Below are 15,910 nucleotides of genomic sequence, written 5' to 3' on the forward strand. Positions count from 1 at the left end.
TCACGGCCTTTCGGTCGATGGGTGGTAGGGCAGGCAGGCGGCCGAGCTGCCGTCGGCCGTCAGGAACAGCACTGTTCGTAGGGTGTCGAAGCTGCCTTGGGCGCTGGTGTAGCCGAAAATCGGTGCGGCGGTGTGCGGATCGCCCACCTCGGGCGGGAGCGCGAGCACCGATTCACTCGGTAGATCCAGGGCGGCGGCGAGCAGTTTCGCGAAGCCGGGTACCGGCTCCGGGGCCAGCAGCACCGCCGAACCCGCCGAAAAGTCTGCGGTGGGGATGCTTTCGCCGGTAATGCAGGCGCGCACCGCACTGGTGGCCCAATGCAGTGGATCGCCGGCATCGGCGCGCACGACCATTGTCGAGCGTCCCTGGGTGCCGACCTCGCTCAGCGGCACCAACCCGAGCGGTTCGACGGGGTCGTCCGGCTCTGCGGTGTACAGGCCGCCGAAACCGCCCGCAGCACCGTCTCGTGCGAGCAGCAGTGCCGCACCGGTGCTGGTATATGGGAAGTCGGACACCTGGAACTGTGTCGATGGATGGGTGTCACCGGCGATGACCAGCGCGTGGTCGATTGCGTCGGATGCGAAGAACGAATCGACCACGGCCAGCGCGTGTACCACGCCACCCGCGCCGTTCATCAGATCGAACGAGAACGAGGGCACATTGCCCGAGGCATAGCGCAGGCCCATACCGATGCGCTGCTGCACCAGCGCCGCAACGGCGGGTTCGACGATATTGCTGTCCCGGTAGACGCCCGCGTTGATGAGCATGCCCACCCGATCGGGTGCGATATCCGCGCGCTCCAGGCACTCTCGGGCGGCACGTGCGGCATGTTCGAAGTAGCTGCCGGTATCGGTGTCGGTATTGGTCGCCGCGGCGATGATGGTTGTCGGCATGGCTCACGCCGCCAATCGCGAGATCGTGGCCGCCAGATATCCGGAGACCGTGCCGGAGGCCGAGGGGATCATCAGCACCTTGGAACCCTGGGGAATGTGCTTGCGCCCGAGATGTTCGTGCAGCACCAGGAAATGCGATGTCGAAGCCGTATTGCCGTACTCCTGTAGCACATTGAGCGCCTCGGGCATCGGCGTGGCGAAGTGTTCCTCGGCCAGTTTCGCGATGTACTCGATCGCGGGCGCGCTGAACTGGTGATGGATCCAGAAGTCGTATTCCTCATTGCGCCAGTCGCTTCCGTTGCCGCGCAGATAGTCCTCCAGCCGAGCGATGCCCTGGCGGTAGCGGTCCTCGGTCTGCATCGCGCGGTTGTCGGTATACATCGCCATGCCATTGGAGCGGTCGCTCGGCATACCGATGCAGTGTTCGGCGCCCTCGGCCGAGGTCATGAGCTCGACGTAGTGGATTTCATCGGCGTCGTCACCGCGACCGTCCAGCAGCACCGCCACCGCGGCGTCACCGACGGTCAGCGCCGCGAACTGCGGATCATAGGGTTCGCTGATCTCGCGAACCGCGGTCTCGGCGATCGGGGTGATCTGTTCACCGCTGACCACCAGACCATTGCGGACCACACCGGCCTTGATCATCCGGTCCAGCACCATGATTCCGGTGACCATGCCCGCACAGGCGTTGGAAACATCGAAATAGCGGGCCGCCTGCGCGCCGATGGCATTGCGCAGCATCAGCGCGAAGGACGGCGCGAAGCAGAACTGCCCGGCCCCTTTGGTTCGGGTGATCGATGCGGAGATCACGATATCGAGTTCGGCCGCGGCGTAGCCGGAGCGCGCCAGACAGTCGTCGATCGCATTGCGCGCCAAGTCGAAGGAGGATTCGTAGGCGTCCGGATCGCAGTTGTAGACGCGCCGATTGCGAATACCGGTGAGCGCCTCCAACTTCAGTGACCTCGGCACCGCCAGACTATTGATCAGCTCGTCGGTGGACACTATCGATGTCGGCGTATACGAGCCGATCGATTCGAATCGTGTGCGGTGCACAAGGCCTCCCCTATGGAATTGGATTCTGTTATGCGGAACGGCGAAGAGCTCCGGTGTCCCAGTCCTGCGGTCGAATTCGACGCCGGTCGCGTCGGACGCTCCAGGTCCCACCCGGCCAGGTCAGCGTGTTGGTGCCGTCCTCATCGATGAAGTAGCTGGTGCAGCCGCCGGTCGACCACACCCGGGTGCTGAGCAATTCGCGCGCGCGGGTGACCCATGCGCGCTCGGCCTGTTCGGACGGGCTGTAGCGGCGAATTCGCCTGGCCCGCATGTATTCGATGGTCCGTGCGACCAGCTTTGTGGTCGGTTCGATGGCGAGGAACTGCGAGGTATGCGGCAGCGCGGTATTCGGTCCGGTGATCGCGAACAGATTCGGCAGACCCGCGAACGCGATGCCGCGATAGGCGCGGAATCCGTCGCGCTGGAACTTCTTGCGGGTCGAGGTCTGCGCGGTCCGGAAATCCGGGAAGTGCGCGATCGAATCCTGGACATGGAATCCGGTGGCCCACACGATCGCGTCGACCTCGTGCAGTTGACCGTCGGCGGTGCGGATGCCGGTGGCGGTGATCTCGGTGATCTTCTCGGTGCTCAACCGCACATTCGGACGGGCGAACGACCGGTAGTACTCATCGGAGACCATCGGCCGCTTACAGCCGAACGCGTAGTCGGGCGTGAGTTTGCGCCGCACTTCGGGATCGGGCACCTGCCGCGCCAATACCCGACGGACCAGCCGCTCATAGACCGACACCAGCCGAGGATGGAATTCGGCGAAGTGCATCGTCTCCAGGAATAGGAAGACGAATCCGCGTGCAGCCAGCCGGATCGGCGGCACGTACCGCAAAATCTTGCGTACCGTCGGCGGAATCGGCCGGTCCAGGCGCGGAATCACCCAGGCCGGGGTGCGCTGGAACGATAGGAGCTCGGCCGCGCTCTCGGCGAGCGCGGGCACGATCTGCACCGCACTCGCCCCGGCGCCGACCACCGCGATCCGCTTGCCCTCCGGCTCGAACGAGGGATCCCATTTGCTCGAATGCATCTGCGGCCCGGTGAAGTCGGCCCGACCCGCAATATCCGGAATCGCCTCGGCATGCAGCGAGAAATAGCCCATGACGACGGCGCGAGCCCGGATCAGCCTGCCGTCGGTCAACCGCAGCACCCACTGCTCGGCGGCCTCGTCGAAATCGGCCTCGGCGACATCGCTGCTCAGCTGCACATGCCGCCGCAGATCGAAGGTGTCGACAATATTCTCGGTATAGGCGCGCAATTCGGGCTGGGTCGCGTAGACGCGGGTCCAATCCGTGTTCGGCGCATAGGAATACGAGTAGAGCACCGAGGGCACGTCCACCGCGCAGCCGGGATAGACGTTATCGCGCCAGGTGCCACCGATGGCCGCGGCGCGTTCGAGGATGACGAAATTGTCATTGCCGAGGCGGCGCAGGTTCACCGCGACGCCGAGCCCGCTGAATCCCGAGCCGATAATCGCCACATCGTAGTTCGACATGGACATCACCCCGCGGCGCGGACATTGTCCGGTAGGAGCAGGTCGGTGAGTTCATCGAGTGCGGTATCCATCGCCGCGGTGAGATATGCCATCGGCGGCAGCTTGTCCTGGACCCCGAGCACACCGAAATGCAACCCGCCCGAATAGCCGATGCAGGTGAAGTTCAGCGGGTTGCCGTGCATCAGCAGCGAAATCGGATAGATCGTCTCCAGCCGAGCACCGTTCCAGTACAACGGGTTTCGCGGTCCCGGCACATTGGAGATGCCCATCGGGTGCGAGGCGGCGGTATTGGTGAAGCCGAAGCTGAGGCCGAGAATCCACGGCAGGGTGACCGCGAGTCCGTAGCCGATGACCGCATTCGGTGCCATCGCGCCCATATGCTGTTTCGCGGCACGGATGTAGTACTTGACCGCGCTGAGCCGATCGCGCGGATCGGCGATATCGGTACCGAGCGCGGTGAACATCATGCCCGCGCGGGTGCCGACGCGGCCGTCGTCCTCCTCGCGCAGATCGGTGGGCACGCCCGCGGTCAATGAGGTCTCGGGCAGGGTGGCGTGGTTGGACAGATAGTCGCGCAGCGCGGTACTCACCAGGTACAGCACAATGTCGTTGATCGTGCAGTCACCCGCCTTCGCCAGTCGCTTGAACAGCGCGAGGTCATAGCGCCGTCTGGACAGATCGCGCGCACCGGTGATGGTGCCGTTCAGGATGGTGTCGGGCTGCTGATAGGCCTTCTGCGCCATGGTCTTATCGCCGCGTGCCCGCCGGTAGGCGTCACGGGCGGCGGATCCGACGCCGCGCACCAAGGCCAGCAGGCCGGTCAGCGCATCGAGCAGGGCACTGAACAAATTCGCCTTGGGCACAGCGGTTTCCGCCGACTCGGCGGCGGGGCGGACCGTGAACAGGTCCGGCACATCGCGTGCGGTCTCGTCCTCGGTGAAGGTATCGGTGAACAGCCGCATGGCCGATGCGCCGTCGAGCAGGCTGTGATGCACCTTGAGCAGCAGCGCGAAGCGATCCTGCGCCAGTCCCTCGATGACGTGCAATTCCCATGGCGGACGGCTCATATCGAGCTGCTTGTGATGGATCGTCGACACGAGCTCGGTCAACTGGTCCTGACTGCCCGGCTCCGGCAGTGTCCATTCCCGGATGTGCTCGCTGAGGTCGATATCGTCGACCTCGCGCACCAGCGCCGCGACACCGGGCGGCGGGAACTTCAACGGCACGAAGTTCCACGGTTGCGGCAGGCTCGCCGGTGCGTCCAGTCCGGCCCGCCACTGCCGCAGGAATTGCGCCGCACCGCCCTCGGGCGCGCTGAACTCCAGCAGGAAGGCGATATGCATCGGCATATCGGGCGATTCGAGCGACAGCCAGACTCCGTCGGTCGCGGTCAGTCGATGCAACGACATCTAGTTCCTCAGCAGTCAGGACGCGGCGACGGCGCGCCGGGTCAGGTCCAGATCGAGATCGATGGGGATGACGGCGAAATGGAAGCGGTCCTTCGGCGGCTGCGCACCAGCTGGCAGGCGCACATCGAAGTTGCGGCAGACCATGGCGGTGACGCTCTTGATCTCCAACATCGCCAAGCCGCGCCCGGGGCAGAAGCGCGGACCCGAGCCGAAGGGCGTGGAGACCTCGGGCCGATGCGTGCCGTGGCCGGTGTTCAGCCAGCGGTCCGGATCGAAGCGCAGCGGGTGCGCGAAGTTCGTCTCCTGCACGCTCGCATGCTGCACATTGACGATCACCCAGGTGCCCGCCGGAATGCGCACACCGTCGATGGTGGTGTCCTCGATGGCCTCCAGCCCGACAATGGGTGTGGTCGGGCGCAGCCGCATCGATTCGGCGACAACGGCTTCCAGATACGGCTGCCGGTCCAGCGCGGAGGGTATCTGCGCGACTTCCTCCCGAATGCGTTCCTGCACAGCGGGATTGCCCGCCAGGTGGTACAGCAGCCAGGCCATCGCATTGCTGGTGGTGTCCTGACCGGCGATGAGGATGGTGAGCGCCTCGGCGAACAGCTGGTCATCGGTGAAGGCGGTGCTCCCGTCCTGCGCCAGCAGGAATGCCTCGATGAAATTGGTCGGCTTATCCGGCAGATTCGCGCGCGCCCGGCTGATGACGCCGGTCAGGTCGGTGCGCAGCGCGGCGAGTGCGCGCTCCAGCGCCCGGTCGTCGGGGAGTTTGACGTAGCGCCAGTACGGGATGGGGCTGTTGATCCGCCGGTTGATGAGCGGGAAGATCAGCTCCAGATGCCGCTGGATGATATCGCCGGACTGTTCGATTGTGTTGATGTCGTAGTCGAAGGTCAGTTTGGCGGTGACATCCACCGTGTACCGGGTCAGGTCGCCACGAATGTCCTCGGGCAAGCCCTGTTCCCAGCGTCGCTGCAGACGTCCGGTGATCGTCTCCAGGCTGGGATGGAAGCTGCGCAGGTGGGCGGCGTTGAAGGCGGGCATCGCCAGCTTGCGGCGCAGTCGCCACGCCTCACCCTCCAGCGAGAACAGTCCGTTGGATCCCATCTCGTCCATGACCGATTCGATCGCCGACTGCCGCCGGAACCCGCCGGGGCGGTCCCGGAAGATCTCGCGATTCAGGTCGGGATCGCTGACGACGACAATGCGCCGCCCGGGCATCTGGAGCTGGTAGAGCGGGCCGAACTCATCGCACCACTGGTCGAACTGACGGTGCAGCAGCGAGGGCCGCATCTGCGGGAGATTCCCCAGCAACGGCCACCGGGTGGGGCCGGGGAGATCGTCCACGGACTTGGCGGGTGAGATCGAGACGGACAACCTGGCGCCTAACGTCGATATGAACTGATGGAATCTCGGCGGTCGAGAAAAAGGCGCGAGAGTTTATTACCGGGACGCGGACAAAGGCGCCGAGTTTCTCCGTGAATGCGACGAATGTGCGGCAATAACGACAGCCTCCCCGCAGTCGGAACATATGGCGCGGCCATATGGACGGCCGTCCAACCATGAATGCCGAGGCGGGCGATGACTCAGCGCGAACAATGGCGACGGTAGCCAGTTCGAGCAGGCGCTGTCAACCCGATCGATCGACGTCGTCGAACTTTCCGCAGGTTGCGGGCGATTAGTGAGGAACGCAACAGTGCCCCACCCCTTCGCATGAATCCGGAACGGTACCCGCTCACCTCCGGCGTGCCGAAATGTCCTATCCCCCAACATTCCTCGAACCGCGGGGCCGAACGTCACGCGGCCGAGTCGGCCGCATGAGAAAACCCGACGACGGGAAACATGAAAGTTATTCGCAATTACCGGATCGTGGCTAGACTCTGCCCGTATAGGTCGGATGTATCGACAGGTTCGAACCCCGTAGCGAGTTACGTGCCCGAATTCGTCCGGCCATGGGTTCACAAGGAGACACAATGCAAGTTCTTGGCAGCTGGAAGCACCTGATGAGAAAGGCGAGACCGGCGGTCATCGCATCGGCGATGACACTCGGGGCGGGCGCAGCAATCACCGGGCAAGCCATTGCCGAACCGACGACGGACATCCACTATGTCGCGTTGGGAGATTCCTTCGCCGCGGGCGCCGGGGTGTTTCCGCAGGCCGAACTCACCACCTGTTCGCGGTCCGCGGTCAACTATCCGGCACTGGTCGCCAAGGAGCTCGGCGTCGAGACCTTCAAGGACGTCACCTGCGGCGGGGCCACTCTGGACGACCTCGCGAGTGCACAGCGCGGCGTTGTCTCGGGAACCGCGGCGCCGCAGTTCGATGCGCTGACCCCCGACACCACATTGGTCACCATGACCATGGGCGGCAATGACATCGGCCTGGCCAAGCAGGCACTGCGGTGCGGCAATCTGCTGCCGGAGCCCAATGGCACGTCATGTGCGGATGCCTTCACCACAGGCGGGGTCGACATCTTCGCAGAACGTACCTCAGCCCTGGCACCGGTGTACGGCACCGCGATAGATGAAATCCGCTCGCGCGCACCGAAAGCCACCATCGTGATCGTCGGATACCCGACCGCCTCGCGCGCTGGCGCCTGCCCCGAGCAGCAGCCCGCCTGGCCGCGCGACGCCGACTACCTCCAGGGCGTGCTGGTCGACCTCAACGCACTACTGCGCGATGTCTCCGCCGCGCACGGCGCGATCTTCGTCGATACCGCCACCTCCAGCATCGGACACGATATGTGCGCCGCACCCGACCAGCAGTGGATCAACGGGCTGATCCCCTCGCTGTCGACCCCCTCCTTCATCCCCTTGCACCCCAACACCTTCGGTGAACAGAACATCGCACGCCAAGTGGTGGCCGCACTGCGGTGACGTAACGACGAAGCCCCTCGGCTTCGCTCGGCTGAGGGGCTTCCTGTTCCTCGGGGCGTAGCAGCTCGAGTGCGCCCCGTAGGTCAGTCTGCGGTCTAGGGCCGATCGAACTCGCCATCGTTCACGCCAGCTGTGAAGGCGTCCCATTCCGAAGGCGTGAAGACCAGCGCCGGGCCGGTCGGATTCTTGGAGTCCCGTACGCCGACCATGCCCCCGTCCAGGTGCGCGACCTCTACGCATTCGCCGGTGTTCCCCGAACTGCGGCTTGATTTGAACCACTTCGCCCCCGTCAGGTCGACTTCAGCGTTCACAGCCATAACTCCTTGCCATCTCTCTCAACAGGGTGCGGCTCGACCGAGCATCCATCGTCGCCCCGATCAGCGTACGGAACGTCTGCCGACACCGTTGCACGTCGTCGCGCTTCTCCAGGTACGCATCCCCTGTGTAACTCTCCGCGTAGATGACCGCCGGTTCCACCCGTTTGCCTTGTCCGTCCTTCGGGAAGGTCATCACAATGAACGGGGTGACCAGCCTGCCAATCGGCAAGCCAGCTTCTTGCCTGAGTATGCGTACCTCGATGTTATCGAGCGTACTCATGTCCGCTGCGTGCCTGCACTGATCAGCCATCACCTGTGTGCCACCGATAATAGTCCGCAGCGCGTTCTCGTGGATCACGGCCGTGAGCTTGCAAGGGTTTCGAGGTCGCGTGAGCAGATGCTGGCGTCGTGCTCGAACGGCGGCCATCCGTTCCAGATCCGCGTCCGAGACTGGCGGCTGCTTGGCTCGGTTGATGGCCTGTGCGTAGTCGTGAGTTTGGAGCAGACCGGGCATGATGAGCGGCTGAAACATAGCCAATTCGCTTGCGGCGGATTCGAGTTCGATGTAGGTGTTGAACTTCGGCACCAGTAGGTCACTGTAGGTGCGCAGCCAGGACCGGACCGGAGGATATCCCGCAAGTTCCTTCCACGCCACAAGGTCTTCCGCGTCGACCCCGTACAGTCCGCCCAGGGCGTCAAGGTCTGTCGCCCTGACCTTCTTGTTGCGCCCGTTCTCCAGTCTGCTGATGGTTGCGTTACCCCAGCCGAGAGTCCGCGCTGCCACCTCCAAGCTCAGGCCCGCCGCCGTCCGTGCCTCTCGCAGCAAACGGCCCAATTGCCTACGCGGCAGGGTGGTTCCGTCGTCCTCTGGCCCGCCATCGTCTTCGGTCACGGCTTGTGATCCCCTTCCGCCTTGCGATGCGGCTTCCTTCCCCAACAGAAGGAGCGTAGCTCTGTCAACAGAAGGCTTGCTGTGCTTTCGCGCGAGTTTCGCGAACCAATCGCGCCGCGTACCAAACATCGCCTCTCGACAACATGCTGTTTGCACGGCGGCGACTACCCGACTCCGCAAGGTGCGGGCCGCTGCGATGGAAGTACGGGCATGGGGAACATCAACAAACGGTCTAGGAGGTCGGCACATGCCGAATAACGAGCTTCCGCATCGAAACCCGTTCGTCGGCCTGCCTGCCGCGCTGGCGGTCAATGTCCCTGCCGATGTTGTCGAGCGGTACTTACGCGCCCTACACGAGTGGCAACCCAGGCAAACCCTCACCGAGCAACCCGACCAAGAGGTCTGAAACCGATGGAACACATACCTTTCGGGGACACACCCGGGTCCCGCTGCCACTTCTACCGGCGAGTATGCGACCTGCCCGCGACCGTCGACCCGCCGCACCTGGGCCGGATCATTATGAAGGCCGAGTACGTGTGGGCGCTCATCCTTCCTGCCGATCTCAGCAAAGCCGTGAAAACCTATATGCAACACCATGGTTCGGACATCGGGCCGATTCTGTCGCATCCACGCTCGAACCGGTGGACCCTGCTCGTTCGGCCGGACATCCCCGACGATGTGCGCCTGTTCGCCGAGTTGTTCCGGCTGAACGTGTCGGTGGTGCGAACCGGTGGCACCATCGCATTGCCATCGCCCGTCGATATCGGCGTACAGTTCCGGCGCTGGATCGAACCGCCCCGATGCACGTTCCGGCCGTCCGGGCTTGTGGTGGTCGATGCGATCCGCGCCCGCTCGGGACCGTATCAGCCCGTGCGGCGATGGACCGCCCCACATGCACCAGCAGCACAGGGCCGACCATGAACGTAAACACGATGGCAGCCAAAGCAATTGGTGTCATCTCGCTCGATGCGAGTGGCCCGCACCGGTCATCCGCGGAACTCCGGCCATGAGTGAGCAGGTTTCCCCGAGACCGGGTGACCCCGATGTGCATCTGTCGGTGTTCCTGCATGGCGCGCGGTTCGACTTCACCGCCTGCCTCACCGCGGCACTGATTTTCGCGCAGGAACACCAGCGCGAGCACTACCACGATGCCGTGTCGATCGTTGTGGACGATACGTCGGGGTGGCCACGTTTACCGTGTGAACGGCTATACCTCGAACCATGAGATGCGACGCGCCGAGGGTGGCTGGACGCCAAGACTCATCTGGCGTGCGAGCAAGGCTGCAAGCTGCTGTCACTGGCGCTCACCGCTGGTCGGCGTACCGACTGCCCGCAGTTCACCGCGGCGCTCGAGGCGCTCGAGGCAATCCAGACGCGGGACGATCCACTTCTATTGCAATGCAGGGGTTTTGGAGCTTGTAACGGGCGGAGCCCGGTGCTCGATTCAGTCACCGAGGTCATATCCGTGACCGAAACTTTATTAAAGAAGAATGGGTTTGAGATGATTCGAGTCAATCGCCACATCGTCGCGGGTGCCCTGCTGGCCGGTGCGGTGCTGATGTCCGTCGCTCCCGCACAGGCTCAGGCCCCGCTCGAGCTCGAGCAGGCTCAGGCCCCGGTCGAGCCCCAGGCGATCGGCAACAGCGGGATTGCAAGCGGTTCGGCCGATCTGAACAACTGGTTCTGCGGCACGATCTGGCGTACCTGCTGGACGCCTATCGGGAGGTCGTGACCTGGTTGGACGACAACACCCCAGCGACCGGTGGCGCCCGCCGCGCGGGCGGGTGTCATCGCGGCACGCCGTCACGGGCGGGCAAGTGGCGGTCGAGCCAGTCGGACAGCGGGGTGGGCGCGATGCCGAGCTCCGACCATGCCCCCGCCGCGTCGAGGGTCTGCGGTCGGGAATCCAGTAATGCCCCCAACCGCATTCGACGAGCCTGCAGCTCATTGAACGGCCGTACCGCGGCGGCGGACATGCGCAGAATGCGGGCCGATAGCACGGTTTCCTTGGTAATCGCGATGCCGAGCCGTCCCGCGATGGCCGTGTTCAACTCGCGCAGCGTCCAGTCGTCGGACCCGCCCAGTTCCACGGTTTGCCCGCTCCCGGGCCGCGCCGCGAATTGCACTGCGGCTGACGCGATATCGGCACCGGAGACGAAGGGAACCGGATTGTCCCCGGAACCGAAGATGAGTGCGCGTGACGATTTCACCAGCGAATCGGCCAGCATCGGCACCCAGGTCTCCATCAGATGGGTCGGCCGCAGAATCACGTACGGCATCCGACCGCGACTCAGCCGAGCCTCCACCTGCGCCTTGCCCCGGAAAAGATCTACGGGACTGTCCACTTCGGCACTCGTCGCGGACACGTACACGAAATTCCTGACACCCGCCGTCTCCGCGGCGTCGATCAGTCCCGGCAGTGCCGCGCCCTCAATACCGCGAGGACCGTTGCGTCCCACGCCTTCTCCGCCGTGGACGGTGCACACCACGCGCGTGACCCCGGCCAGCGCCGTCGCCACCGAGTCGGCATCGCGCAGGTCGCCCACCGCGACCTCAGCTCCCGACGGCGCATGCCCCGCTTCACGCGTCAGCACTCGCACTCGCGCGCCCGACTCGACCGCTCTCTCGACCACGTGCCGCCCGACAACGCCGGTTCCGCCTACCACCAAGAACATGACACACCCACTTCTATCACTGCTCCGAAATCTATCGATGCTAGATCTAGCATTGGTAGATAGTAGACTCGCCGAATCCGCTGCTGTCAATGGCGGTTCGTTACGCTGCGAACAATGGACGCAGCAGCAGAGCAGGCCGCATGAAGCGGGCCGAGGGACGCCCGCCGAGCCGGGCCGGTCACGAGGATCGGCGCCGGGCCATCCTGGAGGCGGCACTCGAGGTCTTCGCCGAACGCGGCTACCAGGGCGCGACCATCGCGATCGTCGCGGAACGGGTCGGACTCAGCCAGCAGGGCGTGCTGCACTATTTCCCCAATAAGCAGACCCTGCTGGCGAATGTGCTCGCACTGCGTGATCAGAACGACCTCGACGTCCTGCTGGCCACCGCCCAGGGTAGTGCCACCACCCTCGATTTCCTCGCCGAGCTGGTCGAACGCAACGCCGAGCGCCCCGGCATCGTGCAATCGTTCACCGTGCTCGCGGCCGAGAGCGTCACCCAGGACCATCCGGCACGCGACTACTTCGTCGATCGGTACGCACAGGCCCGGACGATGCTGACCGCCATGCTCGAGCGCGACCTCGGCGGCGAGCCACCGCGCGGCGTCTCCCAGCAGGACGCCGCGACGCTGCTGATAGCGGTCCTCGACGGATTGCAGCAGCAGTGGCTGCTCTCGCCGGATGAGGTCGATATGCCCGCCCTGCTGCGCAAATTTCTGCAATTGATCCGGCCGGTCACCGACGCAGCCGATTGATAACGTATCGATAACATTACCTACCGACTACTAGGTGTATCGCCCATACTTCGAGGTGGAGGCCCGCGCGTCCGACCATCAAGGGAGTCGCAACCATGGGGAATCACCAGGCCGAACGCGAGGCAGCGGTCGAAAAGGCGTTGGCCGCACTGGATCTGGATGCCCGTTGCCGCCTGCTCGCCGGACAGGACATGTGGACCCTGCCCGCGATTCCCGAAATCGGGCTCGGCTCGCTGGTGATGTCCGACGGTCCGATCGGCGTGCGCGGCGTGCACTGGAGTCCGGAGGATCCCTCGATCGCCCTGCCGAGCCCGACGGCGCTGGCCGCCACCTGGGATCGCGCCCTGGCGCGACGGGCCGGACAGTTGCTCGCGCAGGAGGCACGGCGCAAGGGCGTACACATGCTGCTCGCGCCGACGCTCAATCTGCACCGAAGCCCGTTGGGCGGCAGACACTTCGAGTGCTATTCGGAGGATCCGCTACTGACCGGGGCGATCGGCGCGGCCTATGTCACCGGAGTGCAGGAGGGCGGCGTTGCGGCGACGCCGAAGCATTTCGTGGCCAATGACTCCGAGACCGACCGATTCACCGTCGACGTGCGGGTATCGCAGCGGGCATTGCACGAGCTGTATCTCGCGCCGTTCGAGGCCGTGGTCGAACAGTCCGGGCCGTGGGCGTTGATGTCGGCATACAACAGCGTCAATGGCACCACGATGACCGAGCACGGCGCACTACAGAACGACATCCTGCGGGCGCGCTGGGGATTCGACGGGGCCATCGTCTCGGATTGGACGGCGGCACGCGATACCGTCGGTGCGGCCAGCGGTGGGCTCGATATCGCGATGCCCGGGCCGCGCAGCGTCTTCGGCTCGGCACTGGCGGAAGCTGTTCGCGCAGGTCGGGTTCCGGCGGAGACGGTCGAGCGGATGACCCGGCATATGCTTCGACTGGCCGCCCGGGTCGGGGTGCTGGCCGACGCGCCGCCGATGGTCGCAGCAGACGCGCTCCCCGCACCGATCGATGGCGAAGCGCTCGCGCACGAGATCGCCCAACGCTCGATCGTGCTGCTGCGCAACGACAACGATGTACTCCCGCTCGGACGGGTCGGGCGTATCGCCGTGATCGGCCAGGCCGCCGACCAGGCCAGGGCACTCGGCGGAGGCAGCGCCCAGGTCTTCCCGCCACACACGGTTTCCCCGCTCGAGGGGTTGCGGGCGTTGCTCGACGAGCAGACCGACGTGGTCTATGCCGTCGGCGCGGATCCCCGGGTCAAGATCGCGCCCGCCGAGGCGGGTTTCGACCTGCGGGTCCAACTGTTCGGCGCGGATGGAAACCCGCTCGGCGAGCATCCGCTGCTGGAGGGCAGCATCGAATGGATCGGCGAATTCCCGGACGGGATCGCGGTCGGTGAACTCCACCGTGTCGTCGTCACCGGCACATTCACACCGCGGGTGACCGGAACCCATACTTTGGCAATCGCTGGCGTCGGGCCGTTCCAGCTCACGGTCGGCGATAAGACCTATTTCGATGAGGCCATCGTCCCCGATGGTGATCCGGTGGCCGCCCTCCTCGCGCCGCCCGAAGTGCTGATCGAGGTGGAACTCGAAGCGGCACAGCCTGTTTCGGTGCGTCTGCGGCACACGGTGACGATACTGCCCGACTTGCCCATTGCCTTCGAGAAGTTCGCGCTCGGCCATCAGGAACCGAATATCGATCCGGATGCGCTCATCGAGGAGGCGGTCGCCGCGGCGGCGGCGGCCGATATTGCCGTGGTGGTCGTCGCCACCACGCCGGAAGTGGAGAGCGAAAGCTTCGACCGCACGTCGCTGTCGCTGCCCGGCCGACAGGATGAGCTCGTCACACGCGTCATCGCGGCCAACCCACGCACCGTGGTCGTGGTGAATACCGGGTCCCCTGTGCAGATGCCATGGGCCCAGGACGCCATGGCGATTCTGCTCACCTGGTTTCCGGGGCAACAGGGCGGTGCGGCACTCGCCGACGTGCTGGTGGGCCGGGCCGAGCCCAGCGGGCGGCTGCCCACCACTTGGCCCGCGCACCAGGATGATTCGCCGGTTCTGAATGTCACGCCCACCGAAGGTGTTCTCGCCTACGAGGAGGACATCTACCTCGGATACCGCGCCTGGCAACGGCTTTCGATCGCACCCCGGTTCTGGTTCGGACATGGGCTCGGCTACACCAGGTGGAAGTACGAGGCCGCCACCTTCGCCCCCGCGACCGGCAGCATTCTCGGCACGCTGACCGTTCGGGTGCGCAATACCGGTGATCGTCCTGGCCGCGAGACGATCCAGACCTATATCGCCCACGCCTCCCGGCCGGACCGGCGATTGGCCGCCTTCGCGGTCGTCGAAGCCGAGCCCGGTGCGACGGCCGAGGCGGCGATCCCCATCCCCCGCCGCGCCGCCGAATCCTGGGACGAGACAACCGAAGACTGGGTGCTGCCCACCACCTCCTATGACCTGCTGACCGGTCGATCGGTCGCCGATATCCGCCTGACCACCACCATTCAGCTCGAAGGACCGCACGCATGATATTGCGCCGAATCGTCCTCGGACTCAGCGCCTTTGCCCTCTGCACGGCAGGGACATCGGTGGCCGCTGCCGAGCCGGGGCCCTATCCGACGGCCACCTGGGAGCAGGTGCAGGACGAGGAGACCCGGTGGGCACAGGAGGGCAAGGTGGAGGCGCCGACACCGCCGGGAGTCAATCGATACGACTGCACATCCACCGTGCCGGGCGCGGTTCCCGTTGTCCTGCTCCACGGTTTCGCGGGCGACGAGTACCGGGCCTGGGGCTATCTCGGACCGGCCTTGGCCAATGCGGGGCTGTGTGTCTACTCGTTCTCCTATGGCGGCAGCAATGCCATGCAGGGCGGTGGCAATGGTCCACTCGCCGATTCGGCGGTCGAGATCGAGCAGAAGCTCGCCGCGCTGACCACCCGGCTCGGCGTCGCGAAGGTCGACCTGATCGGTCACTCCGAGGGCGGCATCATGGCGCAGTACCTGGTGAAGACCGATCCGGAGCTGGCCCGCGGCGTCCGCTCGGTGACCACCATCTCCTCGCCGACGCGCGGCGCGCTCGGTGACCTCGGCGCGACCCTGCTGAACGCCGCGAGCGTGCGCGACGAGCTCCCGGTACCGCCCGCAGTGAAGGATCTACTGGCCGGGTCGGCCTTCCTGAAGGAGTTGAACTCGGGACCGATCACCGTGCCCGGTGTCGCCTATACGACGATCAGCAGCCGGTTCGATCCGATCGCGGCCTTCGGTCAGAACCTGGCCACGATTCCGGAGCCCGGCGTCGACAACTATGTGCTCCAAAACGTCTGCCCCAGTAGCAAAGCGGGACACAACGGCACCGTCTTCTCGCCCACCACCGCGGCACTCGTCCTGAACGCGCTCGATCCCTCCACGGTGCGGCCGATCCCGTGCCAGGACGATTCCGTCGGCTAGCATTCGCGCCTCGCCGCGCACTGGCGACGCTGCCCCGCCATGTCGCCGAGAAACCGCACCGCAAGCAGACCG

Annotated in this window: 16 protein-coding genes; 8 read left to right on the top strand and 8 right to left on the bottom strand. The window is 65.2% G+C overall.

Annotation, left to right across the window (positions count from 1 at the left end):
• The 5 genes from ACQP0C_RS34490 to ACQP0C_RS34510 are packed head-to-tail and all read right to left on the bottom strand — an operon-like array spanning window position 1 to window position 6,237.
• Entirely contained in the window at window positions 1-894 is an 894-nt protein-coding gene (locus tag ACQP0C_RS34490; RefSeq protein ID WP_433726885.1) for a hypothetical protein, read from the bottom strand.
• A gap of 3 nt (window positions 895-897) precedes the next feature.
• A complete protein-coding gene (locus ACQP0C_RS34495) occupies window positions 898-1,947 on the bottom strand; it encodes a 3-oxoacyl-ACP synthase III family protein (protein ID WP_433726887.1) in 1,050 nt (349 codons plus the stop codon).
• A gap of 28 nt (window positions 1,948-1,975) precedes the next feature.
• Window positions 1,976-3,448: a flavin-containing monooxygenase gene (locus tag ACQP0C_RS34500; RefSeq protein WP_433726889.1), complete on the bottom strand. Its 1,473-nt coding sequence runs from the start codon at window positions 3,446-3,448 to the stop codon at window positions 1,976-1,978.
• 5 nt (window positions 3,449-3,453) lie between these two features.
• Window positions 3,454-4,857: a wax ester/triacylglycerol synthase family O-acyltransferase gene (locus tag ACQP0C_RS34505; RefSeq protein WP_433726891.1), complete on the bottom strand. Its 1,404-nt coding sequence runs from the start codon at window positions 4,855-4,857 to the stop codon at window positions 3,454-3,456.
• A gap of 15 nt (window positions 4,858-4,872) precedes the next feature.
• A complete protein-coding gene (locus tag ACQP0C_RS34510; RefSeq protein ID WP_433726893.1) occupies window positions 4,873-6,237 on the bottom strand; it encodes a cytochrome P450 in 1,365 nt (454 codons plus the stop codon).
• 626 nt (window positions 6,238-6,863) lie between these two features.
• On the opposite strand from ACQP0C_RS34510, the gene ACQP0C_RS34515 reads away from it, so the two are divergent.
• Complete coding sequence (locus ACQP0C_RS34515) at window positions 6,864-7,736, top strand: SGNH/GDSL hydrolase family protein (RefSeq protein ID WP_433726895.1); 873 nt, start codon at window positions 6,864-6,866, stop codon at window positions 7,734-7,736.
• Window positions 7,737-7,831: 95 nt separating this feature from the next.
• On the opposite strand, the gene ACQP0C_RS34520 is transcribed toward ACQP0C_RS34515, so the two are convergent.
• Both ACQP0C_RS34520 and ACQP0C_RS34525 read right to left on the bottom strand, forming a co-directional pair.
• On the bottom strand, window positions 7,832-8,053 hold the full coding sequence (locus ACQP0C_RS34520; protein WP_433726897.1) for a DUF397 domain-containing protein: 222 nt from the start codon (window positions 8,051-8,053) through the stop codon (window positions 7,832-7,834).
• Window positions 8,037-8,945, bottom strand: a complete 909-nt coding sequence (locus ACQP0C_RS34525; protein ID WP_433726899.1) for a helix-turn-helix domain-containing protein — start codon at window positions 8,943-8,945, stop codon at window positions 8,037-8,039. Before ACQP0C_RS34525 ends, ACQP0C_RS34520 begins: the two co-directional genes overlap by 17 nt.
• Before the next feature lie 247 nt (window positions 8,946-9,192).
• Between ACQP0C_RS34525 and ACQP0C_RS34530 the strand changes: the two genes are divergently transcribed.
• From ACQP0C_RS34530 to ACQP0C_RS34545, 4 genes are all read left to right on the top strand, one after another.
• Complete coding sequence (locus ACQP0C_RS34530; RefSeq protein WP_433726901.1) at window positions 9,193-9,351, top strand: hypothetical protein; 159 nt, start codon at window positions 9,193-9,195, stop codon at window positions 9,349-9,351.
• A 5-nt stretch (window positions 9,352-9,356) separates the two neighbouring features.
• A complete protein-coding gene (locus tag ACQP0C_RS34535) occupies window positions 9,357-9,866 on the top strand; it encodes a DNA-directed RNA polymerase subunit beta (RefSeq protein WP_433726903.1) in 510 nt (169 codons plus the stop codon).
• 85 nt (window positions 9,867-9,951) lie between these two features.
• Complete coding sequence (locus tag ACQP0C_RS34540; RefSeq protein WP_433726905.1) at window positions 9,952-10,170, top strand: hypothetical protein; 219 nt, start codon at window positions 9,952-9,954, stop codon at window positions 10,168-10,170.
• A gap of 240 nt (window positions 10,171-10,410) precedes the next feature.
• Complete coding sequence (locus ACQP0C_RS34545; protein WP_433726907.1) at window positions 10,411-10,677, top strand: hypothetical protein; 267 nt, start codon at window positions 10,411-10,413, stop codon at window positions 10,675-10,677.
• 55 nt (window positions 10,678-10,732) lie between these two features.
• Here the strand turns inward: ACQP0C_RS34545 and ACQP0C_RS34550 are convergent, their stop codons facing one another.
• Entirely contained in the window at window positions 10,733-11,620 is an 888-nt protein-coding gene (locus ACQP0C_RS34550) for an SDR family oxidoreductase (RefSeq protein ID WP_433726909.1), read from the bottom strand.
• 140 nt (window positions 11,621-11,760) lie between these two features.
• Here ACQP0C_RS34550 and ACQP0C_RS34555 point away from each other — a divergent pair, with 140 nt between their 5' ends.
• From ACQP0C_RS34555 to ACQP0C_RS34565, 3 genes are all read left to right on the top strand, one after another.
• Window positions 11,761-12,372, top strand: a complete 612-nt coding sequence (locus ACQP0C_RS34555; RefSeq protein ID WP_433726911.1) for a TetR/AcrR family transcriptional regulator — start codon at window positions 11,761-11,763, stop codon at window positions 12,370-12,372.
• Window positions 12,373-12,467: 95 nt separating this feature from the next.
• Window positions 12,468-14,921: a beta-glucosidase family protein gene (locus ACQP0C_RS34560; RefSeq protein ID WP_433726913.1), complete on the top strand. Its 2,454-nt coding sequence runs from the start codon at window positions 12,468-12,470 to the stop codon at window positions 14,919-14,921.
• Window positions 14,918-15,838, top strand: a complete 921-nt coding sequence (locus ACQP0C_RS34565) for an esterase/lipase family protein (RefSeq protein WP_433726915.1) — start codon at window positions 14,918-14,920, stop codon at window positions 15,836-15,838. The genes ACQP0C_RS34560 and ACQP0C_RS34565 overlap by 4 nt, the downstream gene beginning before the upstream one ends.
• The last annotated feature ends 72 nt before the right edge of the window (window positions 15,839-15,910 follow it).

The organism is Nocardia sp. CA-129566, from assembly GCF_050956075.1.
GTDB lineage: Bacteria > Actinomycetota > Actinomycetes > Mycobacteriales > Mycobacteriaceae > Nocardia.

Excerpts from the sequence above, each read along its gene's own strand:
- ACQP0C_RS34490 (WP_433726885.1), bottom strand. The coding sequence starts at position 894 with ATGCCGACAACCATCATCGCCGCGGCGACCAATACCGACACCGATACC.
- ACQP0C_RS34500 (WP_433726889.1), bottom strand. The coding sequence starts at position 3,448 with ATGTCGAACTACGATGTGGCGATTATCGGCTCGGGATTCAGCGGGCTC.
- ACQP0C_RS34505 (WP_433726891.1), bottom strand. The coding sequence starts at position 4,857 with ATGTCGTTGCATCGACTGACCGCGACCGACGGAGTCTGGCTGTCGCTC.
- ACQP0C_RS34515 (WP_433726895.1), top strand. The coding sequence starts at position 6,864 with ATGAGAAAGGCGAGACCGGCGGTCATCGCATCGGCGATGACACTCGGG.
- ACQP0C_RS34520 (WP_433726897.1), bottom strand. The coding sequence starts at position 8,053 with ATGGCTGTGAACGCTGAAGTCGACCTGACGGGGGCGAAGTGGTTCAAA.
- ACQP0C_RS34530 (WP_433726901.1), top strand. The coding sequence starts at position 9,193 with ATGCCGAATAACGAGCTTCCGCATCGAAACCCGTTCGTCGGCCTGCCT.
- ACQP0C_RS34535 (WP_433726903.1), top strand. The coding sequence starts at position 9,357 with ATGGAACACATACCTTTCGGGGACACACCCGGGTCCCGCTGCCACTTC.
- ACQP0C_RS34540 (WP_433726905.1), top strand. The coding sequence starts at position 9,952 with ATGAGTGAGCAGGTTTCCCCGAGACCGGGTGACCCCGATGTGCATCTG.
- ACQP0C_RS34550 (WP_433726909.1), bottom strand. The coding sequence starts at position 11,620 with ATGTTCTTGGTGGTAGGCGGAACCGGCGTTGTCGGGCGGCACGTGGTC.
- ACQP0C_RS34555 (WP_433726911.1), top strand. The coding sequence starts at position 11,761 with ATGAAGCGGGCCGAGGGACGCCCGCCGAGCCGGGCCGGTCACGAGGAT.
- ACQP0C_RS34560 (WP_433726913.1), top strand. The coding sequence starts at position 12,468 with ATGGGGAATCACCAGGCCGAACGCGAGGCAGCGGTCGAAAAGGCGTTG.
- ACQP0C_RS34565 (WP_433726915.1), top strand. The coding sequence starts at position 14,918 with ATGATATTGCGCCGAATCGTCCTCGGACTCAGCGCCTTTGCCCTCTGC.